Below are 24,937 nucleotides of genomic sequence, written 5' to 3'. Positions count from 1 at the left end.
GGGCTCTCCTGAAAATGGTGTGTCGTACACCTTCGCGCCGGATTGCACCGGAACGAAGGTGTCTCACCGCAGCGATGAGGCACCCGCGCACACTAGCGCAACCCCCGTACGTTTCCAAGTCCGACGATGGCGAGGGGTATAGTGCACAGCGGAGAGGACGGCCTGCGATCGCGCAGCAGGCGAAAGGGCCTGCGGCGACCTCTGCAAGGCGCACTTCCACCCTGAAGGCGTGCCCCTTTCGACTAGTGCCCCAGCCCCCTACGCCCCGCCGGGCAACAGCGCCAGTTTGAAAGTGCACTTTGACAGCGCAGGACGCTGTCACCGACGATGATGTCGTGCGATGCGGCACGGGATTGCGGTCCGCAAACATATGCAGAGTCCCCGGAGCGCAGGCGACGGGGACTCTCGAGTTGCAATGGCACGTGCACCTGCGTCCAGAGGTGCGGCACGGCATCACGGCGAATCATGACCGGATGGCGCATAGGCCCGACAATGACGGTGCGACGCCCCCAACGCGGCTTCTCACGGCAGACGCATTCGTCGGCCTCGACCTGACGAGGCCGCAGCGCAGCATCCAAGGGCCATCCATGAGACGCCTCGGAGAACATGCCGACGCGTTCCGTCGAGGCACGCTAGCCGCGGCACTGGCAGGGGGCCGCGTGATTGGGCGGCCCGAAGCCCTTGCCGGGCGTGTAACTCTCGGCCAGACAGCGGTTGAGGTACTGCTGTGCAGCCACGACAGCCTCGCGTAACGGATGCCCAAGGCCAAGAAATGTGGCGATGGCCGCCGAAAGGGTACATCCGGTGCCATGGTTGTTGGGGGTGTTCACACGCGGCTGTGGCAAAGCCACGGGCGTTCCACCCGGAAGGCCCAGCCAGTCGACCAACTGTCCGTCGCCTTCGAAATGCCCCCCCTTGAGCAGTACGGCACGCGGCCCCTTGGCGAGGATACGGTCGATGGCCGTATGCACGTCGGTCGCCGTATCGATGGGCATCCCGGCCAGCATCTCGGCTTCGGGCCGGTTGGGGGTCAGCAGGTCTGCCAGTGGCAGCATGTGTCGCACAAGGGCCTCCACTGCGTCCTCCTGCAACAGGCGATGTCCACTCTGACTTATGGATACGGGGTCGACCACCAGCGGGAAGGTCTTTCCGGCAAGCCCTTCAGCCATCTTCTCGATGATAGGGGCGGAGAACAGCATACCGGTCTTGGCAGCGGCCACCGGAAAACCTTCGAGAACCGTGGACAGTTGCAGACCAACGAAATCCGCATCGGGGGCGTGGATGCCCGTCACGCCAAGACCGTTCTGGGCCGTGAGCGCGGTAATGACGCTCATGCCGAATCCACCAAGCACGGTCATGGTCTTGAGGTCGGCCTGAATACCGGCACCACCGCCCGAATCGGAACCGGCGATGGTGAGAATGCAAGGGGGATGTGTCATGACGGCTCCTCTAACCTTCTCTATCCATACGTGAGCAGCAAACCCTTCGACGGGTGCCACACGTCGATGTTTCGCGGGCTATACCACGGCGTCCAGAAGCATGTTGTCGCGGTGCACCACTTCCGGGAAATGGGCATCACCGAGAATGGCAGCCACCTCGTGACGTCGATGCCCCTTTATCCGCACAAGGTCACGGTCGCCGTAATTCGACAAACCCACGGCAATGACGGTTCCGTCCGGCCCGGCGATACGCACAAGCGCCCCGGGTTCGAATGCGCCGGAGACATCGCAGACGCCGCCCGGAAGCAGGCTTCCACCTTGCTGCAACAGCGCACGGGCCGCACCCTCGTCCACCGTCACCGTCCCCGAAGGTTCGGACTGGTACGCCAGCCAGTACTTGCGGCGCGACACGACTCGTGCCTCGGGGCGCACCCATGTCCCCACGGGTTCACCCGAGAAGGCACGTTCGAGGATGCGCGGTTCACGCCCCGGAAGAATGAGCGTCGGCACCCCCAGTTGTGCGGCGCGGCTTGCAGCCAGCAGCTTGGAGTACATGCCGCCGGTACCGACAGACGTCTTGCCTCCGCACATCACATCGAGGTCGAGCGTGTGCACGTCCTCGATGCACGGCAGGATACCGGCTTCGGGATTGGTCTGCGGGTTGTCGGCATAGACACCCGACGCGGAGGTGAGGTTGACGTACAGGTCGCCCTCGACGACGTTGAGCAGCAGGCTGGCAAGGCAGTCGTTGTCGCCAAACTTGAGTTCCTGCACCGCCACGGTGTCGTTCTCGTTGACGACCGGGATGACCCCCCAGTCGAGAAGCGCCTGGAACGTGTTGCGTGCGTTGAGAAAACGCTCACGGTTCCGCAGGTCGTCCCGGGTGAGAAGCACTTGCGCCGAGAGATGCCCGTAACGGGCGAACGCCTCGTCATAGTGATGCATGAGACGGCTTTGCCCTACGGCCGAAGCCGCCTGCTTATGCGGCATTCCGGCAATCTCGCAGCAGTCGCGCAAGGCACTGCGCCCGGCAGCCACAGCACCCGAAGAGACGAGCACCACCCGCTTGCCAGATTCCTGCAAGGCCGAAAGCTGGGCGGCGAGACTGTCGATGACGGCAAGATTGACGCCCGTTTCGGTGGTCAGCACGGCACTGCCCACCTTGACCACTACGCAACGCGCCTCGCGCAGGGCTGCGGCGCGTTCCTCCGTCCACTCCATCGGTATGGCTCCTCCCGCTATTCGCGGGTGTATACGACCTCGATATCCTCGAACTCCTCGTCCTCTTCCTCGACTTCCTGCAGGTGCACCAGCGGTTCGTGCATATCGATGGTGTCGCGCAGACGCCACATGGCATCCACGACCTCTTCGATACCTTCACCGTGCATGGCAGAGATGAAGAAGATGCGCCGCCCCTGCTGCGCAGCCTGCTGGCGCAGCGCGTCGACCTCTTCCGGGGTGCGCAGGTCGATCTTGTTGACGACCTCGATCTGCTCGCGTTCGCGCAGCACCTCGTCGAATCGTGCAAGTTCCTCGTTGATGAGGTCGAAGCCCGTCCACGGATTCTCCGGGTCGATATCCTCTATGCTGAGGATATGCACGAGAAAGCGGGTGCGCTCCACGTGCTTGAGAAAACGGTGTCCGAGTCCCTGTCCGGTATGGGCACCTTCGATGAGACCGGGGATGTCGGCGATGACCATGCGGCGGTCGGGGTCGACCTCGTCGATCATCACGCCGAGGTTGGGCGTGAGCGTGGTGAACGGATACGCCGCGATCTTGGGCCGGGCCGCGGATATGCGCGAGATGAACGTGGACTTGCCTGCGTTGGGCAAGCCAAGCAGACCGGCATCGGCGAGTATCTTCAGCTCAAGTCTGAGCCGCCGCTCCTCGCCCGGTTCGCCCTTCTGGGCAAAACGGGGAGCGCGCATGGTGGACGACTTGAAATGCTCGTTGCCCTTGCCGCCACGACCGCCCCGTGCCACCACGAACACACCGTCCGGGTCGCTCAGGTCGGCGATCATCTGCTCGTGCCCTTCGTCATCGACTTCAAAGACGAGCGTGCCCAGCGGCAGTTCAAGGACAAGGTCCTCGCCCTTGCGCCCGTCGCACTGGCTGCCCATGCCCGACTGCCCGTTGCGGGCTTCGTAGTTGCGCTGCAACCGGAAGTCGTACAGGCTGAGCAGCCTGTTGGTGGGCCGCAGGATGACGCTGCCGCCATCGCCGCCGTTACCGCCGTCCGGCCCCCCGCGGGGGATGAACTTCTCACGCCGGAACGAAAGACAGCCATTGCCGCCTTTACCCGCACGTACATTGATGGTCGCCTCGTCTACGAAGCGCATGGGAGCCTGCCTTTGCAATCGTTATGGTTATCCGGCGACTATAGCCGCCGTTGAAGAGCCGCACAAGACGGCGCATGAACGCAAAAAGGGCGAAAGACGCAGCGCGACTTCCGCCCCCATGCTGGTAAGGCTGTGCGTGCAGGCGAACCTACACGGCGTCGATGTGCACCCGGGTAAGCACCTTGCGCTTGCGGGTGAACTTCTCGTAACGCACCGTCCCGTCCACCTTGGCGAACAGGGTGTAGTCGCGGCCCATGCCGACGTTTTCGCCGGGGTGCACCTTGGTGCCGAGCTGACGGATAAGAATGTTGCCAGCGAGAACCAGCTGACCGCCAAAGCGCTTCACGCCACGGCGCTGCCCCTGACTGTCGCGACCGTTGCGGGAGCTGCCGCCTGCTTTTTTATGTGCCATGACAGATTACTCCTTGATAGCTAGGCCGTGATAGCCTTGATCTTCAGGGCAGTGAAGTCCTGACGATGCCCCTGCTTCTTGCGGGAGTCGTTGCGGCGCCACTTCTTGAAAATGACGACCTTCTCGCCGCGGCCGTGTTCGACCACTTCGGCGGTGACCTTAGCATTCTCGACATAAGGAGCGCCGACTTTGACGTCGCCGCCGCCGAGCATCAGAACCTTATCGATGACGATCTCGCTGCCGGCTTCGGACGCAAGCTTCTCGACAAAGATCTTGCTGCCTTCCTCGACGCGGAACTGCTTGCCACCCGTTTCGATAATCGCGTACATCGTAACCTCCAGAAAAAGAGAGGGCACTTTTAGCCCCTCCGAAAGGAAAAGTCAACCGCCTTCCAGAGCGGCACCCTCATCGCGAAAGCGTTTCTACCTACACTCATGCCCCGCGCGTGGCAAGCCCTATCTTCACCACGCACTGCCGCACCTGCCGACTCCAAGACAACCATCTGACAAGATTCACGAAGAAACGCAGCGGCGGCGATGTGGAAGGGGCTCATCCCCGGACACGCCTCCAGCGCGCGACCCGCTTGCCCCCCCCTACCTGTCGCAACGCACGACATTCCCAAGCATCCATAGCATAGCATCCCCCCGCCCGCCCCCCTCCTCTCCAGGGTAGGGTGCAGGCGGGTTCTCCCGAAGTGAATGTCCATTCCAAGAAAAAATCTAACAGACATCTTTTTCCGGCGGGGGTATATCCCCTCTTGAGTGTGTCTCGTCTCAGGTCCGGGGAGAACCACCGCACCAAGGCCCTCCCCCAAGGCTGTTCTCCCCGGACCTACCAATCCGCCCCGCCCTTTTCTTTCTGCCCTGTTACGGCTAGAGTGTGCCCATTCTTCTGCACGAGGTATGCATGAAAGGCATTGTTCTTGCCGGAGGTTCAGGCACTCGCCTTGCCCCCATCACACGTGGTGTCTGCAAACAGCTGATGCCCGTCTACGACAAGCCCATGATCTACTACCCGTTGTCCATGCTTCTGCTGGCTGGCATCCGGGACATATGTATCATCACCACCCCCGGCGACCAGCCGCGCTTTCAGGAGCTCCTTGGCGACGGCAGCCAGTTCGGTGTCTGCTTCACCTATGTCGTACAGCCAAGCCCCGACGGTCTGGCGCAAGCCTTCCTGCTGGCACGCGACTTCCTTGCCGGAGAACCATGCTGTCTCATTCTCGGTGACAACCTCTTCTACGGCGACAGGCTGCCCAGCCTGTTGCGCCGCTGCGCCAACCTCACCGAAGGCGGCACGGTGTTCGGCTACAAGGTACGCGACCCTGAACGGTACGGCGTGGTCGAGTTCGATGCCGACAGTAGGGTGTTGAGCATCGAAGAGAAGCCCGCCAAGCCCAAGTCGCGCTACGCTGTCACAGGTCTCTATTTCTATGATGGTGCCGTAGCCGACATGGCAGCCACGCTGAAGCCCTCTGCCCGTGGCGAACTCGAGATAACCGACCTGAACAACCTGTACCTGCGTGAAGGCAGGCTCAAGGTCGAGTTCCTCGGGCGTGGCATCGCATGGCTCGACACCGGCACCTTCGAATCACTCCATCAGGCGTCCTCGTTCGTCCGCGCCGTCCAGAATAGACAGGGGCTCAAGATTTCGTGCCTCGAGGAGATAGCCTACCGAATGGGCTACATCGACGCCGCAGAACTGGAGCGTCTGGCTGCCCCCATGCTCAAGAACGATTACGGACAGTATCTCATGGACATCCTGCATGACCGGGCCGTGGACTGCGCGCGCGTGACCTGCGCCGCGGACCTGTGACCTCGAGAACATGCGTCCGGCAGTCGTAGCCGGGCAGCCCACATGGGCTCAGCCAAGACGCCACACGCCCTGACGTAAACAGAAACGGGGTCGCTCCCAAAGGAGCGACCCCGCATGATGCATGATGCCTGACGGCCTGGCGTCGCGACGACTCGGCCTAGTGGTGCCCGCCGAGGTGATCGCCCTTGCTGATGCGATAGAAGGCGGTGGCCACAATCACGCAAAAGTAGATGCCTATCAGGGAAACGCCCACGAATCCCTGCGGGCTCGAATGCATCGCGTTCTCGATAAGTTCGCTGATCATCGCTCGGCTCCTTGGCTGGGCTTGACGTATGTGCTCGGATGGGCAACTAGTTGCCTCAATTGCCGGAAAAGTCAAGACTCTTTTTGTGACGGACGGCACAAGCAGCCGCGCCTTGAGGCGCAGCACGGAAATAGTATCATGGAAACATTCGCAAACGGCATGACGCTCGACGTCACGGTCGATGCCCTCGCGCCGGGCGGCAAGGCCGTCTGCCGCCATGAAGGGCGCGTCATCTTCGTCGACCGCGGTCTGCCTGGCCAGCAGCTTCATGTCCGCCTCACGACTGTGCGCAAACGCTTCGCAGAGGCTGAATGCCTTGCCGTTGTCACTCACACCGCAGACGAGTGCGACCCGTTCTGCCCGCACTTCGGCGACTGTGGCGGCTGCACATGGCAGAACCTGCCCTACCCGGCCCAACTGGCGTGGAAGGAACGCTTCGTCCGTGACAGCCTGCAACGCATCGGGCGCATCGAAGCCCCCAATGTACTGCCCACGCTCCCTTCGCCGCTGCAACAGGGCTTTCGCAACAAGATGGAGTTCGCCTTCACCACGGATGACCGGGAGATGCTTCATCTGGGACTGCGCCGGCGGGGGGGGCACGAGGTCGTGGATGTGACGTCGTGCGGGCTTCAGACTGCCACAACCTGCCGCGTCGTCACGACGGCACGTGACATCGCACGCGCATCGGGTCTTCCCGGCTGGGACGACGCGGCTCATCGCGGCTTCTGGCGCTTTCTCGTCGTGCGTGAGCCCGCAAGGGGGGGGCAGTGCCTCGTCCAGTGCATCACCGCCCCGCACCCGGAGGCCGAACATGTCGCGCGTGCCTTTTTCACCGCCCTGCGTCAGGCAGTGCCGGAGGTCACGGGCTGCGTCCACTCCATCCGCTCGCAGAACTCGCAAGTGGCTTACGGCGACGCGACCGTCTTCACCGAAGGTGAGATTGTACTGACAGAAAAGCTGGGCGCCATCGAACTCGACTTCGGGCACGACACCTTCCTGCAGACCAACACCCGCGCCACAGAACTCCTGTATGGCGAAGTGGAGCGCATGGCAGGCCTGAGCGGACGCGAACATGTCTGGGACCTCTACTGCGGTGTGGGATCCATTGCCCTGTGGCTGGCGGAACACGCAGCGACAATCTGCGGCATGGAGGCGACGCCTGCATCCGTCGAAGCAGCCCAAAGGAACGCGCAGGCAGCAGGCTGCACCCACTGCGATTTCGTCGCCGGGGATGTACGGGCACTGCTCCGTTCTCGCAGCAAAGGCAAAGCTCAAGAACCCATCCCTGACGTGGTGGTCACAGACCCCCCTCGCGCCGGCATGCATCCTGATGTGATAGACGCACTTCTTCAGACGGCACCGGCACGCATCGTCTATGTATCATGCGATCCAGCGACGATGGCTCGTGACGTGGGCCTGCTCATGCAGCGCTATACACTGCACGAAGCGCGCCCTGTCGACCTTTTTCCGCATACGCCACACGTCGAGACGGTTGTCCTGCTCTCAAACAAAGAAGTAGACGACACAATCAGCACGACTGTATAGCATATTACCATGAAGGCCTATTACCATCTGTTTACAATCAAAATGGAGCCCGCTCATGAAGAATGCTATCGTCACAAGAATGCCATCCAATGGGATAAGCAAAGCAGTCGGCAATTATAGCCACATCACAAAAGTCGAACCGAATGCGACACTTTATACGTTTTCTGGCCAGATCGGTGCTGACCTTGACGGAAACATCCCTGAAGACTTCAATCATCAGGTCATCAACACGTTCAAGAACATATCGAACCTGCTCAAGAGCGTAGGACTTGGTGCTGACGATGTCATCAAGGTCAACATTTGGTCCACAGAGGAAATCGACTGGGAGTTCTTCGACGAGATCTACATCGAATTCTTCGGTGACGTGCACCCGTCCATGACTGTTGCCTACGTCTCGGCTCTGGGCCTTGATACGATCAAGATAGAGATAGAGGTATGGGCTGCCGGGCACTGATGCCCATCCGTACGACTTCGGCAGAGATGCCCCGCATGGCCGCCCCCGAAGCACATCCTGACAGGCCCTCGAAAGCCCTCTTCAACATGATGTTGCGTCCTGGCGTGATGCCCTGTGGGCCTTCCGGAGTCATCTGACGTTCGCTATCCTTCCGTCCATTCTCCACATCGACAGACCTGCGCCCTCCCTCCCGACACCCGGCACCTTGCCTGACACACCGACCGGCAGACCGGATCGCCGGGGGAGGGCTCCCGGTTTTTCTGCATAGCATCCGCTGTCACGGACTGAGTCGCTGTATCGCCCGCTGCCCCCTGCGCGGCAAAACGCCGCATGGGCCCGGGCTTCGCGCGAGCGGCACAGGGCAACCGTCTCATACCCGGCAAGAACACCTCAAGATATTACTCTGTTAGCTCATTATCCCGTAGACGGGAGAGGCGACATCAGACTATGGTCGCCACATCGTAGCGCCCCATCCGGCTATATGGGGAAGCATGTTTCCGTGCACCCGTCCCGAACGGGTATGCGCATCGTCAACCTCTGCCACACAGGAGTTCACGTGCGACGCGCCCTCCCAGCCATCACTCTGCTGCTGGTCCTGCCCTTTGTCTCTCCACATGGCGGGACGACAGCCGAAGCCTCGCCACCGCAGGCAGGGCAGCCCACCTACGTCGGCACTGACGCCTGCGCCGACTGTCACCCGTCGCAATACGACAACTTCAAACGCTACGCCAAGAAAGCCCGTTCAGCGGATCACATCAAAACCATGAGCGACAAGCTTTCCCCACAGGAACTGGCCGAGTGCTTCGCCTGCCATACCACGGGCTACGGTCGTCCCGGCGGCTTCGTCAGTTTCGAGACAACGCCCCACCTTGCGGATGCAGGATGCGAGGTATGCCATGGTCCAGGGGGCGCACACAGCGGAACGGGCGACCCCACCCTCATCAGCAAGCCGACTATGGACGCCTGCTCCGAATGCCACAACTCCGAACGGGTGAACTCGTTCAATTACAAGCCATTGCTGCAAGGCGGCGCCCACTGATCGACACCGCAGACTGAAGCACGCGAAGACCCCGCACGCACGCTAGCAATTGGCTTTCTTGCCCACGAGGCTGTCGACCGCGATACGCCAGAACATCGTGGCATCGACAGCGGCGTCCCCCAGACTCCGGTCACCCGCCCCGTACCGTTCACAGAACAGTCCTGCTATGCGCGCAGCCTCATCCGCGTCGTCGACGGCTTCCGCCCTTCCCGTGGCGACGGCACTGCGATAGCGTAAAGAGAATGCACAACACGGTGCCCCTTCAGGGGCGGGTCTGACTTCCGCCTCCGCGACGAAGACGCAACAGCACGCGACACCGCGACTGAGCAACGCAGCCTTGCGCCCCTCTCGCGCCCCGTGGACATAAAGGCAGCCTTCACCTGTCGCGAAGAGAACGGGCACGGCATAGGGATTCGCCGCCTCGACCAGCGACAGCACCATCCAGCGGGCCTCTTCCACGACCTGCCACACCATCGACTCTTCAGCCATCATCCTCTCTTGACGACGCATGACACCCTCGTTTTTTGTTCAAACAATCAAACACGTTGACCGCAGGGGAAAACGCAAAAAAATGAGACCAAACGGCGCTGCTTCGTTGACGCCTCACGCGGGCTGTGGTAGACACGGCTTCACTTGTGAACGATTGCACGAAGTAGGCCGCCGACCACCCAAGGGCTCCGGCAGGGAGACGACGGCTATGCTCTTTAAAAACTGGTTCAAAATCAACGACCAGAGGTACATGGACAACCTGTCGCGGGCAAGCGCAATCGGCCTGCACATGGTTACAGGCACCTTCGTAGGTGGCATCTTCGGGTACTATCTGGACGATTGGTTGGGGACAAGGCCTTGGCTTACCGTGGCACTCTTGATCGTCGGCGTCGCTGCCGGGTTCAAGAACGTCTATCTGGACACGCGGAAGCTCATCAGGGATCAGGAAAGGGAAGATGCTGAGAAGTTCGGTCCGAAGGATCGATGAGATGCTCTGGCGAAGGGGCTTCCGTGCCCAAGAGGTACGTGTGGTGCTCCGCAACCAGCTTCTGGTCACAGCTGTCTCTCTCCTGGCGGGTCTTGGTCTAGGCTGGATCAACGGTTGGTTGTTCTGGTTCGGCGTGGGGGCCGTGCTGAGTACTTTCAACTTCTACGCCGTGGCCAAATTCGTACAGCAGGTCGTGTACAAACCTTACGACCGCTCCATGATGTACGGTATGCTGTTCAGGTTCTACGGGCGGCTTGGCCTTACAGGGCTGATACTGTTCGGCCTTATCGTCTGGCTCAAGGTTTCCGTCTCGGCTCTCGTGGCAGGGCTTTCCACGATCGTGGCGGCCATAGCGGTCTGGGGACTTCTCAGACTCGCCGGACAAAATGTGAAGGAGGCGTAAGGGAATGGCAGGTGGATTGCCGCATCCGGTACTCTGGTCCACGCTCCTGAATGTGGACACGATTACCATCGGCGGGGCGACCGTCGAATTCAAGCACGTTTTCTATACGTGGTGTGCCATGGCGATACTCTTCAGTCTGGGACTCATCGTCCGCAGCAGCCTGAAGGTCGTCCCTGGTGCCCTCCAGAATGTCTTCGAGGTCGTCATCGGCGGTCTTGAAGATTTCGTCGTCGGCAACATAGGCGAAGATGGACGCAAGGTGTTCCCGCTTCTCGGTGGCATCTTCCTGTTCATCCTCTTCCAGAACCTTCTGGGCCTCGTTCCCGGTTGCGACGCGCCTACGGCCAACGTCAACACCAACGCGGCCATGGCGCTTTTCGTCTTCGGCTACTACAACTATCAGGGCCTCAAGCGCTGGGGTCCCGGCTACATCAAGCACTTCATGGGCCCCATGACGTGGCTCACCCCGCTGATGCTGCCGCTGGAAATCATCTCCCACTGCGCACGTCCGCTCTCTCTCACGCTCCGTCTTTTCGGTAACATTCGCGGTGAAGAAATCGTCATGGTGCTCTTCTTCCTGATGGCTCCCATCGTGGGCACCCTGCCGGTCTACTTCCTGTTCCTGCTCGGCAAGGTTCTTCAGGCCTTCATCTTCTTCATGCTGACGATGGTGTACCTGAAGGGCGCATTCGAGCACGCCCACTAAATCGAAGGGAATGGTCTCACGACCGATACTAATAACAGTTAAAGGAGTTCAGTCATGCGTAAGTTTCTGATGATCGCCCTCAACACCGTGGCCATGGTTTCCTTCGCTGCCCTCGCTTTCGCCGCTGACGGCAAGATGGATTCCAGCGCTCTGGGTCTCACCTGCCTCGCCGCTGCCATCGGTATGGCCATCGCCGCCGCCGGTTGCGGTATCGGTCAGGGCATGGGTCTCAAGGCCGCGTGCGAAGGCACCGCCCGCAACCCTGAAGCTGGCGGCAAGATCATGGTTACCCTGATCCTCGGCCTCGCCTTCGTCGAATCCCTGGCGATCTACGCCCTGGTCGTCAACCTGATCCTCCTGTTCGCCAACCCCTTCATGGGCTAACGGACACTTCCGGCAGACTGAAAGGAGGCCGTTGCAAACGGCCTCCTTTTTCTGCATTATAAGAACGGTGTCATGTGCATTGCAAAAAGTGAAGTTAACGAACGATGACCAACATCAAAAGCGAACACATCCCACGCGCCACCATCCAGCGTCTGGCGGTGTACGTGCAGGTTCTCGAAAACCTGCAACGTGAAGGGGTGGAGGTCATCTCCTCCGAACCCCTCGCCAAGGCGTGCAACGTCAATGCGTCACAGATACGTAAGGACCTTGCCTATTTCGGCGAATTCGGGGTGCGTGGCGTAGGCTACTACGTCAAGAGTCTCATCGAATCCATCACCAGCGCCCTCGGTGTGAACCGTGAATGGCGCACGGTGCTCGTGGGCGTGGGCAACCTGGGTAGGGCGCTGCTCAACCACAAGGAATTCAAACTCCGGGGTTTCCACATCGTCGGAGCCTTCGACTGCGACCCTTTCAAAATCGGCGAAGAAATCTCTGGTCTTGAAGTCATCTGCACCAAACGTCTCAAAGAGCGTGTGGCAGACCTCAATGTCGAGATAGGCATCATCACCACCCCGCCCGAACGGGCCCAGCGTGCTGCGAACCATCTTGTGGACGCGGGCATCAAGGGCATTCTCAACTACGCCCCTGCGCGTATCTCGGTGCCGGACGACGTGTTCGTAGAGTATGTGGACTTCTTCCACCATCTCTACGCGCTCTCGTTCAACATCACGTTCTCGCGCAACAAATAGCTGGAGCGTGAACGCCTCCACGGAGCCGCTTCCATGCCCCCCTGCTTCGTGCTTCTGACCGATTTCGGGCTCGCCGACCCTTATGTCGGTCAGTTGAGGGGCGTATTACACCAGCTTGCACCGGGATGCGGCTGCATCGACCTCTCGCACGGCGTGCCGCATTTCCGCGTAGAGACAGGGGCCCTGTACCTCGCCGCATCGGTGCCATATCTACCTTTCCACGCCATCTGTCTGGCCGTTGTCGATCCCGGCGTGGGATCGCAACGGGCCATACTATGCCTCAGAATGGGGCACCGGACGTTCATCGCGCCAGACAACGGGCTACTCTGCCTTGCGGCTGCCCAACACGGCAACGGAGACGCACGGGTATGGCGACTACGCCCCGGCATCGTCTCCGGCAACCCGAGTGCCACATTCCATGCCCGTGACATCATGGCCCCAGCCGCAGCAAAGCTGGCTACGGGCACGCCACCCGAGGCCCTCGGCGAGGAGATGCCTACGGCGGCCATGCATTCCCCCGTATGGATACGCCCCGAAACCACGGATTCGGGACTCGTAGCCCGCATCCTTCATGTCGACCACTTCGGCAATTGCATCCTGAACATACCGTCTGCCGCAGACATGCCCGCGCACGAGATGCGGCACAAAGGACGCCGTACTCCACTGGTGGCCGTGGACCATTACGCGGCACTACCAACGGGGCACATCGGGCTTTTATGCGGAAGTCAGGGATACTGGGAGATTGCAGCCAACCGTGATTCGGCAGCTACGCTGCTCGACCTGCACACGGGGGATAGCGTGACATTCCCGGACGTGAAGTAGCACACCCTGCCCCGCGCCAGACTTGTGGATGCCCGCCATGACAATGGGGCGAACACCATATCCTGAACCGAACGTATGGCAGGGCGTCCATGGGGGTGCCATAAGGTCTCGCACTCGAGTGCAAGAGGTGGAATGCTCGTGGATTCGAGGCCGACGTGGCGCCTCGACCGCCCCACCCTCTTCACCACTGAAACACCTTTCGAAATGGAATGGCATTGCGCCTTCGTCCCATCCATGGTCTGGCAGAAAGAGCACGCCCACACTTCGATGAGCATAAGCCAGACGACCTCAGCCACCAGCCCTCCGATACGACCAAGCACCAGCCCCCGATACAACCAAGCCACCAGCCCCTCACCGCAACCTCACACGAGTCAGCCTATGCCTACGTTCCTTCACCATGCCCTGCTTGCCTGTGGCTTTCTTACCCGACTCGTACCGGCGCGTGTCGCGACAGCCGACGACATGGCGGCTGCCGTGCGCTGGTTTCCCCTGGCGGGGCTCGTCGTCGGGGGCGCATGCTGGCTGCCCTTTGCGCTAGGGCTTGCCGCCAGCCATCCCGCCATTCAGGCATGGCTCTATGTTCTCATCAACCTGTGGGTCACACGTGGGCTGCACTGGGACGGAGTCGCCGACCTTGCCGACGCATGGGGCAGCTCAGCCACAGGCGAACGCTTCTGGGACATCCTCAAGGACAGCCGCATCGGGGCATTCGGGGTGATGGGGCTACTGCTCGGCTTCGGCGGCCAATACATCGGGGCCCATGAAATCTTCATATCTGGCAGGCTCGGGGTTCTCATCGCCGCCCCTATTGTCGGACGCGGGGCATGTGTCATCCTTGCTGCGCTGGTCCCCCCCGGCAGCCGCTCGACACTTGGAAGGCTGACCTGTGCCGGTGCAGACAGGATAGCCATCGGTGTAGCCGCGACATGCGGAATGCTCGCGTTACTGCTGACGACACCCGCCATCACGACCGTGACGACCATCGCCATATGCGGTGCCATCGTCACGGCGCTGGCGCACCTTGCGCGCCGCGAGGACGGCATCAACGGTGACTTCATGGGAGCATGCATCGCGGGATGCGAGGGCACCGTGCTTCTTGCCGCGAGCATGGGGTAACGGCCCGTTCCTTGCTATAGTCCGGACATCTGTCGGGAATATGTCCCCACCATGAGCAACAGGATGACCGATGCCTCCGTTTCACTTCAAGCTTCAGCAAATCCTCGATTATCGGGCACAGCTGGAAGAACAGGCGAAACTCCGCTTCGCACAGGCCCAGCGCGAACACGAACGCGCAGAAGCCAGAGTGGACGCCTTGCGCGCGCAGGTTGCCGAAAATGAGAAGAAACTGTACGAGAACGTCACTTCTCCCAACGAACACTGGCTTCTCGACCACTACGTCACGGCCCTGAAGTCCGACCTCGTCGCCGCGCTGCGTAATCTCGTGATGCTTGCCCAGGCAAGAGAGGATGCGCGAATGCTGCTCGTGCAGCGCGCACAGGAACGCAAGCTGCTCGAAAAACTCAAGACCAAACAGGCGGAACGACATGCCAGCGCAGAAAAGCTCGCCGAACAGCGCACCTACGATGAAACGGCAACCCTCCGGTTCAGGGCTCCGTCTTTCTAGGCTTTGCCGCTGGCTGGTGTTCGTGGCAGCCATCAAGCTGTCGCTGCTGCTCGGTCTCGCCCTTGACCTGCCGGAAATGTTGCGGCCCCTTCTCGGAGAGGCTCTCACCTCGGTGGCATCGCTCACGGCACCCCATAAGGCCCAGGAGATACCTGCCCCGCAGACACCACCCGCCGACGCACCGGCTGCGCGTGGAAAGGCTTCCGCGCCCGGCATGGGCGTAGCCATGGCAGCCGAGGCGACACCTCCGCAAACGACGCAACCCGAAATCCCGACGCCCGCCGGCGACCTCATGAACCGCGAAACGCTCCAGCGCAAGCAGGAAGACCTTTCACGCCGCGAGCAGGAACTGCGCCAGTTGCAACATCAGGTCGACACGCGCCTTGAGGAATTGCAATCGCTCGAATCGAAGCTGCAAGCCATGATCAAGGAAGCGCAAGGCATGAAGGATGAGAAGTTCCGGCATCTTGTCGATGTGTACACGAACATGAAGGCCAAACAGGCCGCTGCGGTGCTCGAAACGCTCGACGAGCGCATCGCCGTCAAGATACTGGCGGGCATGCGAGGCAGACAGGCGGGAGAGATTCTCACGTTCGTGGACGCCAAGAAAGCCGCCCGTCTCTCCGAAGCCCTCACCCGGATGCAACTGCCGCTTGAATAGCATGGCCCGCCTCAGACTGACCATCGCCTACAAGGGCACAGACCTGCATGGCTGGCAAGTTCAGGAACATGCCACACGCCCGCGCCCCCGCACCGTTCAGGGAGTGCTCGAACCCATCGTCTCGCGCATGGCAGGTGAACAGGTCCGACTCCATGCCGCAGGACGTACCGACGCGGGAGTCCATGCCGACGGGCAGGTGGCGCACGTGGACATCCCCGACCACAAGCTTGGTGTCGACTGGCAGAAGGCCATCAACGCCCAGTTGCCTGACGACATCTGCATCCTCGATGTGCGCCGCGCAGCCGACGACTTCCATGCCCGCTTCGATGCCCTTGGCAAACGCTATACCTACAGGCTGTGGCTGACGCGCCGGTTCATCCCCCCCAAGCTTCACGGTCAGGTGTGGGCCACCGGCCCCCTCGACGTCTATGCCATGGACAGGGCGGCGCGCCACCTTGCGGGCACGCACGACTTCGCAGCCTTCCAGAATCAGGGGACCGACGTCACCTCGACGGTGCGAACCGTCCATGCCATCAGGCGCTGCCCCTCAGGGACATTGCCAGCCGGGGCCCTGCTCACGTGTAGCGAACCATACACCTCATGGCGATGCACGGGCACGCACCCTGACCAGCCTCCCGCAACGGCTGGACATCCGCTGGCGGGCATCGGGCTTGAGCTTGTGTGGTCCTTCGAGGGGGACGGGTTCCTCAAGCAGATGGTGCGCAACATGATGGGTCTGCTGGTGGCTGTAGGACGCGGTGCCCTCGCCGCCGATGACGTGCCGGGCATCATGGCGACCCTCGACCGTTCGCGGGCCCCTGCCACCGCGCCAGCCTGTGGGCTCACACTTTCGGAAGTCTATTATCCACCTTGCGACTACCCCTACGCCCGCTGACGTCACCCTTTTCGCGCCCCCCTCTTCCCGCTGGCCCCATCTGCGAGGGACGATGCATCGCCGTCCCATGCCTCCTCTGCGCACCCCTTCTCCCCTGCACGAGCCTCGGGGGCGAAGACCTCCGCCCTACACGGGATGTGGCCATACCGCTGGCAGGCAGCTGTGGTCCACCCGTCAGACACGCCGAGTGCCCATTGGCGTTCACGGCCCGTCCGACAGGAGGGGCGGCACGATGCCCTTCGGTACGTCAGGTGCAGGAATGGGATTGAAACGGCCCAGCACCGGCCTAAAGGCTAACCAACAGCACTCAAGACCAGGCTCGCTTCCCATCAGGAACCAGATGGAAACATGTTCATGCCGCATGGCACAGGACGCGAAAAAAGCCCTTACGGGCTTTGAAGAAGGCGTCGTGGAAAGAAGATCTCCACTGCCGTCACTGACTGCCGACACCATCAGGCATCGGGGATATGCACCCACGTTCCATGGTCGGGGGACTGCGTCGCCAAGGCCTCACTGTCGCGCTCCGAAGACGGCGCAAGCCCTTTCGTCCCGCCCGGTATTCCCATGACGGGGGGCAGGCCTCCCCTTTGCGCACGGCATCACGTGTAGCGGGGTTCCTCTTCCTTGACGATCTGGAACGCCTTGTTGGCCTTGACCGTGCCGCCAAGCCCCCAGAATTTGGTGACGCCCGCGATGGTCACCTCGAGCATGTCGTCGGTGTCGGTATCGAGCAGCAGCACATCACCCACCTGAAGCCGCAGCAACTGGTTGCCTGTGATCTTGGTCTCGCCGAAGCGCACCTTGAGTTCCACCGGCGTCTCCATGAGGCGTTCCTTCAGACGGGCGACCCATGCATGGTCGACTTCGAGGCGTTCGGTCTGGAAACTGGCGTGAAGCTTGGAACGGATGGGCTCGATGGTGGCATAGGGCAGGCAGATGACCATGGACCCGATGGCGCTGTCGAGTTCCACCTCGAAGGTGATGACCACCACCACGTCACTGGGCGGCACGATGGCGGCGAATTGCGGGTTGATCTCGGAACGCACCAGTTCAAGGTGCACGTCATGCACGGGGCGCCACGACTCTTCCATGTTGTCGAGGGCGATATGAATCACCCTGTCCACGATGGCCTGCTCGATGCGCGTGAACTCGCGACCCTCTATCTTGGGCTGGCTACCGGACCCGCCGAAGAAGTTCTCGACCAGTGCGAACACCAGCCGGGAGTCGACGACGATGATGGCGTTGCCGCGCAACGGTTCCATCTTGAAGATGTTGATGCTGGTGGGCACGGGCAGCGACCGCATGAAGTCGCCGAACTTGGTCATGTCGATGGAGATGGGATTCAGTTCCACACGCTTGCGGACCGCGTTGCTGAGCGCATTGGTGCACAGCCGGGCGAACCTGTCGTTGACGATCTCGAGGACGGGCATCCGTCCACGGATGATACGATCCTGATTCGCAAGGTCGAAGGGCACGATGCCCGAGTCATCATGCTGTATGTCCGTCTCGCTCTCGATCTCTCCGCCGGAGAGACCGCGCAGAAGGGCGTCTACCTCGTCCTGTGCCAGAATCTTGTTCATGGTGGTACGTCAGCTCCAAGACATGTATAATCGCAATGCGACGAACGTAGAATAGGGCCAGCCATCTTCCGGGTCAAGGAAAGGGCGCATCCTGCCGCCCTCTTTTACGTTGCAAGATAGGGGCCAGTGTACTGGCTATTCGAGCCCGGGGTACTTGCGGCGCGCTGCGGAGAGGGCTTCCGGGGTGAGCAGGCCAAGCATGACGGCGATATCGGGCAATGCCTGCCCGGAAGCGGTCTGGGAAGCATAGGCGCGGAGGCGTGCCAGCGAATCGGTGCTCAGCACGCCATCGGCCAGCAATGCATCCACGAGTGTTTCGTGTGATACGCCCAAACGGGCCTCGGCCATGCGTTGCAACCTGTCCTGCTCTTCTTCGATGGCATCGACACGACGACGCAGTTGCAGTTCGAGTTGCTTGAGTTGCACGACGCTGTCCTGCACCGTACGCAATTCAAGCATAGCGACACGCTTCTGTTCGCGCATGGCTTGCAGGAGAGTCTCACGCCGTCCGCTGCGGGCCTGCGTGTACATCAACCCGCCCATGAGCAGAACGAAACCGATGAAGATTCCAAAACCGAGCATGTCGCTATTCCCGTTATGCGGATATACTAGTACATATATCAGAAAGGTACATCATCGGCATATGTTAGGCAATGATTCACTTCAGCTGCACGCCGCCACAGGCATCTACGCTTCATGCAGCCCCATCCGGAGACAACGCCAGTGACATCTTGCACCATCATCGATGCAACCGACCGTTCCATCAGACAGACCCTCGGCGAGACGTCGACTCTCGCCCGGCTGATATGGGTGGATGCAGGACTTGCCTCGCCCCCGCTATGCTCCGGGCTGGCACGCTGCGGTCGCTGCCGGGTACGCATCACTGAAGCCGCACCTGCACCGCATGAAGACGACCGAGAGTTCTTCTCCGCCGAAGACATCTCCGCAGGCTGGCGGCTTGCCTGTCGCCATGCGCCTGCCCACGGCATGGTGGTGCATGTGCCTCTCCCGGTCATGCCTCACCGGCATGCATCACGCCCGAAACACCCCGGGCCGTTCCGCCTCGCCGTCGACCTAGGTACGACCTCACTGCAATGGAGTCTGCTTGCCCCCGACGGCACGGTCGCCGCACAGGGCAGTGAAACCAACCCGCAAATGGGGGCGGGAAGCGACGTCATGTCGCGCATAGCGATGGCACGTTCGGACAAGGGACGCGGCAGGCTGCGCGAGTTGGTGCTGCAGGCGTTGCGACGCATCGTCGCCGATGTGGAGGGTACGCCAGCAACCGCCGACGCTGTGCCGCCGGCAGGTTCAGGAGACGAGCCAACCACCGCCTGTGGATACGAAAGCCGGGTCGAGGAACTCTGCGTGGCGGGCAACACGGCCATGACAGCCATCCTCGCCGATGAAAGCGTCGAAGGGCTGGCTTCCGCGCCCTACCGTCTCGAGATGCGAGGGGGGACCGCCCTGGCTTTGCCGGGGCTGCCGCCCGCATGGATTCCTCCCCTGCCCGCCCCGTTCGTAGGAGGCGACCTTTCGGCGGGCTACCTTGCAGTGCTCACCGACCATGCCCCCGCCTTCCCCTTCGTGCTGGCCGACCTTGGCACCAACGGGGAGTTCGTGCTGGCGCTGTCCCCTGAGCGCACCCTTGTCACCAGCGTAGCCCTCGGCCCCGCGCTTGAAGGCATCGGCCTCACGTTCGGCACCGTGGCGCAGAGGGGGGCCATAACCTCCTTCACCCTCACTCCCGGCGGGCTCGTCCCCTACGTCCTTGACGGCGGCGAGGCCGACGGCATCAGCGGAACGGGATATATTTCTCTCGTACACGCCCTTCTGCGTGCCGGACTGCTTGACGTGGACGGGCGTTTCATCCAATCTCCCTCCTCCCCACTGGCGGCACGTATGGCCCGTTCCATCGTCAGCCACCGGGGCGAACCCTGTCTACCACTCGCGCGAGGCCTCTACCTCGCTGCGAGAGACATCGAAGAGATACTCAAAGTGAAGGCGGCCTTCTCGCTGGCATTCGAACGCCTGCTCGCCACGGCCCAGATGCCTTCACACGCCCTTTCGGGCATCCACCTCGCAGGGGCATTGGGACAGCACGCGCTGCCCGCCGACCTCGAAGGTCTCGGCTTCATCCCGCCCGGTTCGGGTGGAAGGACGCGCGCGGTGGGCAACACATCCCTCAGGGGGGCCGAACTTCTGCTCACCTCGCCCCCGTTGCGCGACACCCTGAACACATGGCGCGAAGGCTGCACTGTCGTCGACCTGACGGCTGCGCCCGACTTTTCCGCCGCTTTCCTGCGGCACATGCATTTCCACTTCTGAACGGAGTTTCCATGAACAGACTCTTCAAACCGCTCGATGCCGAGCTTCGCAAGGTGATGGACGCCCTGCCCGAAGCCATCGACGCCGTCATGCCGCTGCGCAGCGCGCATCGCCGCGACCTGCCCAACGCCATACAGGAACTTTCGGCTTCGCTCACCTCCGAGCGCGGCAATCTCTCGGAATCGTACTGGGCCTCGCCCCGCCTCTTCTCGGCCTATGTTCGGCACTTCCTGCCTTGGAACGTGTTCCGGCTGGGCCGCCTGCTACCCTCGCTCGACCTGCCCACCCCCGAACAATGCGCCGGGGGGCATGTGCTGGACGTGGGCAGCGGCCCCTTCACCCTGCCCATCGCCCTGTGGATTGCGCGCCCCGAATTGCGCACTGTCGCGTTGACGCTCACCTGCGGCGACATCTCGCCCCACGTGCTTGATGTCGGACGCGCCCTGTTCCGCAAGATTGCGGGCGAAGAATGCCCTTGGACGCTGCACACGCTGCGGGGCACCGTCGAGAACGCCCTGCGCGAGAACTATGGCAAGAACATCCTCGTCATGGGCGGCAACGTCCTTAACGAACTGCAACCCCGCGCCGACCAGCTGCTCGAAGACAGGCTCTTCGAAGTGGCCGAGGCACTCCGCGACAGTCTCGCCCCCGGCGGCAAGGCTCTGTTCGTCGAACCGGGGTCCCGCCTTGGCGGCAAGCTGGTGACCATGCTCCGTCAGGCAGCCATCGAGAACGGACTCGCGCCCGAAGCGCCCTGCCCGCATCATGATGAATGCCCCATGCTCGCCGCCAAAAGGTCGAGCTGGTGTCACTTCACCTTCAGCGTGCACGACGCGCCGCAGTGGCTCACTGACATTTCTCGTGAAGCGGGCTTCGAACGCGACACCGCGAGCCTCAGCTTCGTGTTCCTGAGTCACGCCACCACCCCGCCCGCAGGAGACATGGTGCGTGTCATCTCTGCCGTCTTCCCCATTCCGGGACGCCGCGAGCCCGTACGCTACGGTTGCAGCGCAGAAGGCCTGACCCTGCTGTACGATGCGCGCCCGCTCATCTCCGGCGCGCTGGTCAAGGCCGCATGGCCTGAAGAACCGCGCACCGATGGCAAGTCCGGCGGACTTTTCGCGGGTTGGGTCGATGACGAAGGTGTCGTTCAGGGACTTGCCCCGAACGCGGCGAACGCCGAGGGCTCTGATGACGAGGCCTTCGCAGACGGCGAGCGCGTCGGCTTTTCGAGAACTCCCAAGAACTTCGCCCGCAACGACGAAGGACGCTCCGACCGGCGCGGAGGCGGCGAACGCAGGAGCTTCGGCGACAGGCCGCAGGGCGGCTTCCGCCGTGAAGGCCGTGACGACCGTGACCGTGGCGGTGAGGGTGGGTTCAGGGACCGCAAGCCCGCCTTCAGGCGCGAGGGTGGCGAAGGGTTCGACCGTAAGCCCGCCTTCCGCAGGGACGGTGACGACTTCGGACGCAAGCCCCGCGAATTCGGCGACAGGCCGCAGGGCGGCTTCCGCCGTGAGGGCCGTGACGACCGTGACCGCGGCGGCGAGGGTGGGTTCAGGGACCGCAAGCCCGCCTTCAGGCGCGAGGGTGGCGAAGGGTTCGACCGTAAGCCCGCCTTCCGCAGGGACGGTGACGACTTCGGACGCAAGCCCCGCGAATTCGGCGACAGGCCGCAGGGCGGCTTCCGCCGTGAGGGCCGTGACGACCGTGACCGCGGAGGCGAGGGTGAGTTCAGGGACCGCAAGCCCGCCTTCAGGCGTGAGGGTGGCGAAGGTTTCGACCGCAAGCCTGCCTTCCGCAGGGACGGTGACGACTTCGGACGCAAGCCCCGCGAATTCGGCGACAGGCCGCAGGGCGGTTTCCGCCGTGAGGGTCGTGACGACCGTGACCGCGGCGGCGAAGGTGGGTTCAGGGACCGCAAGCCCGCCTTCAGGCGCGAGGGCGGCGAAGGTTTCGACCGTAAGCCCGCCTTCCGCAGGGACGGTGACGACTTCGGGCGCAAGCCCCGCGAATTCGGCGACAGGCCGCAGGGCGGCTTCCGCCGTGAGGACCGCGGCGGCGAGGGTGGGTTCAGGGACCGCAAGCCCGCCTTCAGGCGTGAGGGTGGCGAAGGTTTCGACCGTAAGCCCGCCTTCCGCAGGGACGGTGACGACTTCGGACGCAAGCCCCGCGAATTCGGCGACAGGCCGCAGGGCGGCTTCCGCCGTGAAGGCCGTGACGACCGTGACCGTGGCGGTGAGGGTGGGTTCAGGGACCGCAAGCCCGCCTTCAGGCGCGAGGGCGGCGAAGGTTTCGACCGTAAGCCCGCCTTCCGCAGGGACGGTGACGACTTCGGACGCAAGCCCCGCGAATTCGGCGACAGGCCGCAAGGCGGCTTCCGCCGTGAGGGCCGTGACGACCGTGACCGCGGCGGCGAAGGTGGGTTCAGGGACCGCAAGCCCGCCTTCAGGCGCGAGGGCGGCGAAGGTTTCGACCGCAAGCCCGCCTTCCGCAGGGACGGTGACGACTTCGGACGCAAGCCCCGCGAATTCGGCGACAGGCCGCAGGGCGGCTTCCGCCGTGAAGGCCGTGACGACCGTGACCGCGGCGGCGAAGGTGGGTTCAGGGACCGCAAGCCCGCCTTCAGGCGCGAGGGTGATGCCGAAGGTGTGCGCAAGCCCCCGTTCAGGCATGACCCGCTTGGTTCCGGCTTCGGGCGCAAGCCCCGCGACGAGGGGGGCAACGGTCCCCAGCGCGACCGGGACGGTGGCAAGGGTGGCTTCGGTGACCGCAAGCCCCCGTTCCGTAAAGAGGGCTTCGGCGGCGACAGGCACGGCGGGCCTCGCTTCTCGCAGCATCAGCCCAGACCCCACCGTAAGGGCGAAGGCCCTGCCGGTGCTCCTCACCGACGCATGAAACGCGACGATGAGGGCGGCAACGGTGGTAACGGCGAAGGCCATGCTGACGATTGATCTCGGTTCACTTTCCTACGCCGAGGCGGAGGCCGTGCAGACGGCCCGCCTCGGCGAGGTTTCGACAGGGGGCGAAGACACCCTCTATCTCGTCGAACACCCGCCCGTCATCACGCTGGGCCGCAACGGCGGCATTGAGAACCTGCACGCGGGGCGTGGCTTTCTCGCCGAACGGGGCATCGAACTCGCCCAGTCGTCGCGAGGTGGCAACATCACCTGCCATTTTCCGGGGCAACTGGTTGCCTATCCGGTCTTCCGCATCGAAAGACGACCGGGGGGACTACGCAGCTTCTTCCATGACCTCGAAGAAGTCGTGTTGCGAACCCTTCACACCTTCGGCCTTGAGGCCTCACGGCATGAGGGACGCCCGGGTGTGTGGATCGACAACCGCAAGATCTGCTCCATCGGCGTCGCCGTGCGCCGCTGGACGACCTACCACGGTCTCGCCCTCAACGTGGGGCGCGACCTGTCCCTCTTCAATCTGATCACGCTCTGCGGCCTTCCCGACGCGGAGGCCACATCACTCCACCGCGAACTGGACGACGACTCAGTCACCATGCAGGAGGTCAAGGATGTCCTCACCCGACAATTCCTCGCCATCTTTACGCATCCCGCCGTGGCTGCGGGTGAAGCTGCCCTGTAGCCACACCTTTGCCGACACCCGCGCACTGGTCGAAGGGCTCGGGCTGAACACCGTATGCAACAGCGCCAAGTGCCCGAACATGTTCGAGTGCTTCTCGTCGGGCACGGCCACCTTCCTCATCCTCGGCAACGTCTGTACCCGCAACTGCGCGTTCTGCAACATCACGCCGGGCCATGTGTCCCCGCCAGACCCCGATGAACCCCGGCGCGTCGCCGAGGCTGCGGCACGACTCGCCCTGCGGCATGTGGTCGTCACGTCCGTGACGCGCGACGACCTCGACGATGGCGGGGCGGCACACTTCGCCGCCACCATCACACGGCTTCGCGCAGCGTTGCCCGCCGCCACGGTCGAAGTCCTCATTCCCGACTTCAGGGGCGACCATGCAGCCTTGCGCACTGTCATGGCGGCTGCACCGCATATCGTGAACCACAATGTGGAGACCCCCCCCGCACACTACGCCCGCATCCGCCCGCAGGCCGACTACAGGCAAAGCCTCGAACTGCTGCGACGTGTGAAGGCTGCAGGTGGCGTGGCCAAGAGTGGACTCATGGTCGGCCTTGGCGAGAATGACACAGAGGTCGAGGGGGTTCTCGCCGACCTCGCCGATTGCGGCTGTGACATCGTCACCATCGGGCAGTACATGCGCCCTTCGCGCCAGCATCCCCCCGTCGAACGCTACGTGCATCCTGATACTTTCGAAAGCTTCGCCGCGTGTGGCCGGGGCATGGGCATTCCCTTCGTGTTCTCCGCACCGCTGGTGCGTAGCAGCTACAACGCCGAAAGCGCCTATAACGCCCTGTGCACCCTCCGCACGGAACCTGCCTGAAGAAAGAAACCCGGCACACGCGGCATCGACTGCCTGTGCGCC

27 protein-coding genes are annotated in these 24,937 nt (G+C 62.6%); 18 read left to right on the top strand and 9 right to left on the bottom strand.

Annotation, left to right across the window (positions count from 1 at the left end):
- Positions 1-632 precede the first annotated feature (632 nt).
- The 5 genes from thiD to rplU form a co-directional block, all read right to left on the bottom strand.
- Positions 633-1,439, bottom strand: a complete 807-nt coding sequence (gene thiD / locus DVU_RS04415; RefSeq protein WP_010938230.1) for a bifunctional hydroxymethylpyrimidine kinase/phosphomethylpyrimidine kinase — start codon at positions 1,437-1,439, stop codon at positions 633-635.
- A 78-nt stretch (positions 1,440-1,517) separates the two neighbouring features.
- Entirely contained in the window at positions 1,518-2,660 is a 1,143-nt protein-coding gene (gene proB / locus DVU_RS04410) for a glutamate 5-kinase (protein ID WP_010938229.1), read from the bottom strand.
- A 17-nt stretch (positions 2,661-2,677) separates the two neighbouring features.
- Entirely contained in the window at positions 2,678-3,778 is a 1,101-nt protein-coding gene (gene obgE, locus DVU_RS04405) for a GTPase ObgE (protein WP_010938228.1), read from the bottom strand.
- A 148-nt stretch (positions 3,779-3,926) separates the two neighbouring features.
- The gene (gene rpmA / locus DVU_RS04400; RefSeq protein ID WP_010938227.1) at positions 3,927-4,190 is read right to left on the bottom strand and encodes a 50S ribosomal protein L27; all 264 of its coding nucleotides are present in this window, start codon (positions 4,188-4,190) and stop codon (positions 3,927-3,929) included.
- A gap of 20 nt (positions 4,191-4,210) precedes the next feature.
- Positions 4,211-4,519 carry a 50S ribosomal protein L21 gene (gene rplU, locus DVU_RS04395; RefSeq protein WP_010938226.1) on the bottom strand — a complete coding sequence of 103 codons (309 nt, stop codon included), beginning with the start codon at positions 4,517-4,519 and terminating at the stop codon, positions 4,211-4,213.
- A 577-nt stretch (positions 4,520-5,096) separates the two neighbouring features.
- Here rplU and rfbA point away from each other — a divergent pair.
- Entirely contained in the window at positions 5,097-6,005 is a 909-nt protein-coding gene (gene rfbA, locus DVU_RS04390) for a glucose-1-phosphate thymidylyltransferase RfbA (protein ID WP_010938224.1), read from the top strand.
- Positions 6,006-6,162: 157 nt separating this feature from the next.
- Here rfbA and DVU_RS16690 read toward each other — a convergent pair whose 3' ends face one another.
- Positions 6,163-6,309, bottom strand: coding sequence for a hypothetical protein (locus DVU_RS16690; RefSeq protein ID WP_164561638.1), 147 nt, complete (start codon positions 6,307-6,309; stop codon positions 6,163-6,165).
- Between the two features lie 138 nt (positions 6,310-6,447).
- On the opposite strand from DVU_RS16690, the gene rlmD reads away from it, so the two are divergent.
- The 3 genes from rlmD (at position 6,448) to DVU_RS04375 (ending at position 9,347) form a co-directional block, all read left to right on the top strand.
- Positions 6,448-7,854, top strand: coding sequence for a 23S rRNA (uracil(1939)-C(5))-methyltransferase RlmD (rlmD, locus tag DVU_RS04385; RefSeq protein ID WP_010938223.1), 1,407 nt, complete (start codon positions 6,448-6,450; stop codon positions 7,852-7,854).
- 55 nt (positions 7,855-7,909) lie between these two features.
- Positions 7,910-8,308, top strand: coding sequence for a RidA family protein (locus DVU_RS04380; protein WP_010938222.1), 399 nt, complete (start codon positions 7,910-7,912; stop codon positions 8,306-8,308).
- Between the two features lie 520 nt (positions 8,309-8,828).
- The gene (locus DVU_RS04375) at positions 8,829-9,347 is read left to right on the top strand and encodes a cytochrome c family protein (protein ID WP_164561641.1); all 519 of its coding nucleotides are present in this window, start codon (positions 8,829-8,831) and stop codon (positions 9,345-9,347) included.
- Between the two features lie 42 nt (positions 9,348-9,389).
- Here DVU_RS04375 and DVU_RS04370 read toward each other — a convergent pair whose 3' ends face one another.
- Complete coding sequence (locus DVU_RS04370) at positions 9,390-9,857, bottom strand: pyridoxamine 5'-phosphate oxidase family protein (protein ID WP_010938220.1); 468 nt, start codon at positions 9,855-9,857, stop codon at positions 9,390-9,392.
- A gap of 187 nt (positions 9,858-10,044) precedes the next feature.
- On the opposite strand from DVU_RS04370, the gene DVU_RS04365 reads away from it, so the two are divergent.
- The 10 genes from DVU_RS04365 to DVU_RS04320 all read left to right on the top strand — a co-directional run bounded on the left by DVU_RS04365 (position 10,045) and on the right by DVU_RS04320 (position 16,567).
- Positions 10,045-10,323 (top strand): AtpZ/AtpI family protein, encoded by a 279-nt coding sequence (locus DVU_RS04365; protein ID WP_011792632.1) that lies wholly within the window; start codon positions 10,045-10,047, stop codon positions 10,321-10,323.
- Positions 10,292-10,726, top strand: a complete 435-nt coding sequence (locus tag DVU_RS04360) for an ATP synthase subunit I (RefSeq protein ID WP_010938218.1) — start codon at positions 10,292-10,294, stop codon at positions 10,724-10,726. The genes DVU_RS04365 and DVU_RS04360 overlap by 32 nt, the downstream gene beginning before the upstream one ends.
- A 4-nt stretch (positions 10,727-10,730) precedes the next feature.
- Positions 10,731-11,432, top strand: coding sequence for a F0F1 ATP synthase subunit A (gene atpB / locus DVU_RS04355; RefSeq protein ID WP_010938217.1), 702 nt, complete (start codon positions 10,731-10,733; stop codon positions 11,430-11,432).
- A gap of 54 nt (positions 11,433-11,486) precedes the next feature.
- Positions 11,487-11,816 (top strand): ATP synthase F0 subunit C, encoded by a 330-nt coding sequence (gene atpE / locus DVU_RS04350; RefSeq protein WP_011792634.1) that lies wholly within the window; start codon positions 11,487-11,489, stop codon positions 11,814-11,816.
- Between the two features lie 104 nt (positions 11,817-11,920).
- Entirely contained in the window at positions 11,921-12,565 is a 645-nt protein-coding gene (locus DVU_RS04345; RefSeq protein ID WP_010938215.1) for a redox-sensing transcriptional repressor Rex, read from the top strand.
- Positions 12,566-12,598: 33 nt separating this feature from the next.
- Entirely contained in the window at positions 12,599-13,387 is a 789-nt protein-coding gene (locus DVU_RS04340; protein ID WP_010938214.1) for an SAM hydrolase/SAM-dependent halogenase family protein, read from the top strand.
- Positions 13,388-13,765: 378 nt separating this feature from the next.
- Positions 13,766-14,503, top strand: coding sequence for an adenosylcobinamide-GDP ribazoletransferase (locus DVU_RS04335; protein WP_010938213.1), 738 nt, complete (start codon positions 13,766-13,768; stop codon positions 14,501-14,503).
- 70 nt (positions 14,504-14,573) lie between these two features.
- Positions 14,574-15,011 (top strand): flagellar export protein FliJ, encoded by a 438-nt coding sequence (gene fliJ, locus DVU_RS04330; RefSeq protein WP_010938212.1) that lies wholly within the window; start codon positions 14,574-14,576, stop codon positions 15,009-15,011.
- Positions 14,971-15,672 (top strand): MotE family protein, encoded by a 702-nt coding sequence (locus DVU_RS04325; RefSeq protein ID WP_014524291.1) that lies wholly within the window; start codon positions 14,971-14,973, stop codon positions 15,670-15,672. The genes fliJ and DVU_RS04325 overlap by 41 nt, the downstream gene beginning before the upstream one ends.
- Before the next feature lies 1 nt (position 15,673).
- Positions 15,674-16,567, top strand: coding sequence for a tRNA pseudouridine synthase A (locus DVU_RS04320; RefSeq protein WP_010938210.1), 894 nt, complete (start codon positions 15,674-15,676; stop codon positions 16,565-16,567).
- A gap of 599 nt (positions 16,568-17,166) precedes the next feature.
- Here the strand turns inward: DVU_RS04320 and fliM are convergent.
- Together fliM and DVU_RS04310 are read right to left on the bottom strand one after the other, a co-directional pair.
- Positions 17,167-18,147, bottom strand: coding sequence for a flagellar motor switch protein FliM (gene fliM / locus DVU_RS04315; RefSeq protein WP_010938209.1), 981 nt, complete (start codon positions 18,145-18,147; stop codon positions 17,167-17,169).
- Positions 18,148-18,282: 135 nt separating this feature from the next.
- On the bottom strand, positions 18,283-18,729 hold the full coding sequence (locus tag DVU_RS04310) for a hypothetical protein (protein ID WP_011792639.1): 447 nt from the start codon (positions 18,727-18,729) through the stop codon (positions 18,283-18,285).
- Between the two features lie 141 nt (positions 18,730-18,870).
- On the opposite strand from DVU_RS04310, the gene DVU_RS04305 reads away from it, so the two are divergent.
- Genes DVU_RS04305 through lipA form a run of 4 tightly spaced genes read left to right on the top strand, consistent with a single transcriptional unit; the run spans position 18,871 to position 24,895 of the window.
- Positions 18,871-20,475 (top strand): ASKHA domain-containing protein, encoded by a 1,605-nt coding sequence (locus tag DVU_RS04305; RefSeq protein ID WP_014524290.1) that lies wholly within the window; start codon positions 18,871-18,873, stop codon positions 20,473-20,475.
- Between the two features lie 11 nt (positions 20,476-20,486).
- Positions 20,487-23,426 (top strand): small ribosomal subunit Rsm22 family protein, encoded by a 2,940-nt coding sequence (locus DVU_RS04300; protein ID WP_010938206.1) that lies wholly within the window; start codon positions 20,487-20,489, stop codon positions 23,424-23,426.
- Complete coding sequence (gene lipB, locus DVU_RS04295; RefSeq protein WP_010938205.1) at positions 23,413-24,069, top strand: lipoyl(octanoyl) transferase LipB; 657 nt, start codon at positions 23,413-23,415, stop codon at positions 24,067-24,069. The genes DVU_RS04300 and lipB overlap by 14 nt, the downstream gene beginning before the upstream one ends.
- The gene (lipA, locus tag DVU_RS04290; RefSeq protein ID WP_010938204.1) at positions 23,999-24,895 is read left to right on the top strand and encodes a lipoyl synthase; all 897 of its coding nucleotides are present in this window, start codon (positions 23,999-24,001) and stop codon (positions 24,893-24,895) included. The genes lipB and lipA overlap by 71 nt, the downstream gene beginning before the upstream one ends.
- The last annotated feature ends 42 nt before the right edge of the window (positions 24,896-24,937 follow it).

It is taken from the genome of Nitratidesulfovibrio vulgaris str. Hildenborough (assembly GCF_000195755.1).
GTDB lineage: Bacteria > Desulfobacterota > Desulfovibrionia > Desulfovibrionales > Desulfovibrionaceae > Nitratidesulfovibrio > Nitratidesulfovibrio vulgaris.
This window is presented reverse-complemented; position numbering and strand designations above follow the sequence as displayed.

Bases quoted from the DNA above. Each gene is read 5' to 3' on its own strand.
- rpmA (WP_010938227.1), bottom strand. From the start codon at position 4,190: ATGGCACATAAAAAAGCAGGCGGCAGCTCCCGCAACGGTCGCGACAGT.
- DVU_RS04345 (WP_010938215.1), top strand. From the start codon at position 11,921: ATGACCAACATCAAAAGCGAACACATCCCACGCGCCACCATCCAGCGT.
- rlmD (WP_010938223.1), top strand. From the start codon at position 6,448: ATGGAAACATTCGCAAACGGCATGACGCTCGACGTCACGGTCGATGCC.
- DVU_RS04370 (WP_010938220.1), bottom strand. From the start codon at position 9,857: ATGCGTCGTCAAGAGAGGATGATGGCTGAAGAGTCGATGGTGTGGCAG.
- DVU_RS04340 (WP_010938214.1), top strand. From the start codon at position 12,599: ATGCCCCCCTGCTTCGTGCTTCTGACCGATTTCGGGCTCGCCGACCCT.
- lipA (WP_010938204.1), top strand. From the start codon at position 23,999: ATGTCCTCACCCGACAATTCCTCGCCATCTTTACGCATCCCGCCGTGG.
- fliJ (WP_010938212.1), top strand. From the start codon at position 14,574: ATGCCTCCGTTTCACTTCAAGCTTCAGCAAATCCTCGATTATCGGGCA.
- DVU_RS04300 (WP_010938206.1), top strand. From the start codon at position 20,487: ATGAACAGACTCTTCAAACCGCTCGATGCCGAGCTTCGCAAGGTGATG.
- DVU_RS04310 (WP_011792639.1), bottom strand. From the start codon at position 18,729: ATGCTCGGTTTTGGAATCTTCATCGGTTTCGTTCTGCTCATGGGCGGG.
- rfbA (WP_010938224.1), top strand. From the start codon at position 5,097: ATGAAAGGCATTGTTCTTGCCGGAGGTTCAGGCACTCGCCTTGCCCCC.
- DVU_RS04380 (WP_010938222.1), top strand. From the start codon at position 7,910: ATGAAGAATGCTATCGTCACAAGAATGCCATCCAATGGGATAAGCAAA.
- DVU_RS16690 (WP_164561638.1), bottom strand. From the start codon at position 6,309: ATGATCAGCGAACTTATCGAGAACGCGATGCATTCGAGCCCGCAGGGA.
- lipB (WP_010938205.1), top strand. From the start codon at position 23,413: ATGCTGACGATTGATCTCGGTTCACTTTCCTACGCCGAGGCGGAGGCC.
- DVU_RS04365 (WP_011792632.1), top strand. From the start codon at position 10,045: ATGCTCTTTAAAAACTGGTTCAAAATCAACGACCAGAGGTACATGGAC.
- DVU_RS04325 (WP_014524291.1), top strand. From the start codon at position 14,971: ATGAAACGGCAACCCTCCGGTTCAGGGCTCCGTCTTTCTAGGCTTTGC.
- DVU_RS04320 (WP_010938210.1), top strand. From the start codon at position 15,674: ATGGCCCGCCTCAGACTGACCATCGCCTACAAGGGCACAGACCTGCAT.
- fliM (WP_010938209.1), bottom strand. From the start codon at position 18,147: ATGAACAAGATTCTGGCACAGGACGAGGTAGACGCCCTTCTGCGCGGT.
- rplU (WP_010938226.1), bottom strand. From the start codon at position 4,519: ATGTACGCGATTATCGAAACGGGTGGCAAGCAGTTCCGCGTCGAGGAA.
- DVU_RS04360 (WP_010938218.1), top strand. From the start codon at position 10,292: ATGCTGAGAAGTTCGGTCCGAAGGATCGATGAGATGCTCTGGCGAAGG.
- proB (WP_010938229.1), bottom strand. From the start codon at position 2,660: ATGGAGTGGACGGAGGAACGCGCCGCAGCCCTGCGCGAGGCGCGTTGC.
- DVU_RS04375 (WP_164561641.1), top strand. From the start codon at position 8,829: ATGCGCATCGTCAACCTCTGCCACACAGGAGTTCACGTGCGACGCGCC.
- atpE (WP_011792634.1), top strand. From the start codon at position 11,487: ATGCGTAAGTTTCTGATGATCGCCCTCAACACCGTGGCCATGGTTTCC.
- DVU_RS04335 (WP_010938213.1), top strand. From the start codon at position 13,766: ATGCCTACGTTCCTTCACCATGCCCTGCTTGCCTGTGGCTTTCTTACC.
- atpB (WP_010938217.1), top strand. From the start codon at position 10,731: ATGGCAGGTGGATTGCCGCATCCGGTACTCTGGTCCACGCTCCTGAAT.
- thiD (WP_010938230.1), bottom strand. From the start codon at position 1,439: ATGACACATCCCCCTTGCATTCTCACCATCGCCGGTTCCGATTCGGGC.
- obgE (WP_010938228.1), bottom strand. From the start codon at position 3,778: ATGCGCTTCGTAGACGAGGCGACCATCAATGTACGTGCGGGTAAAGGC.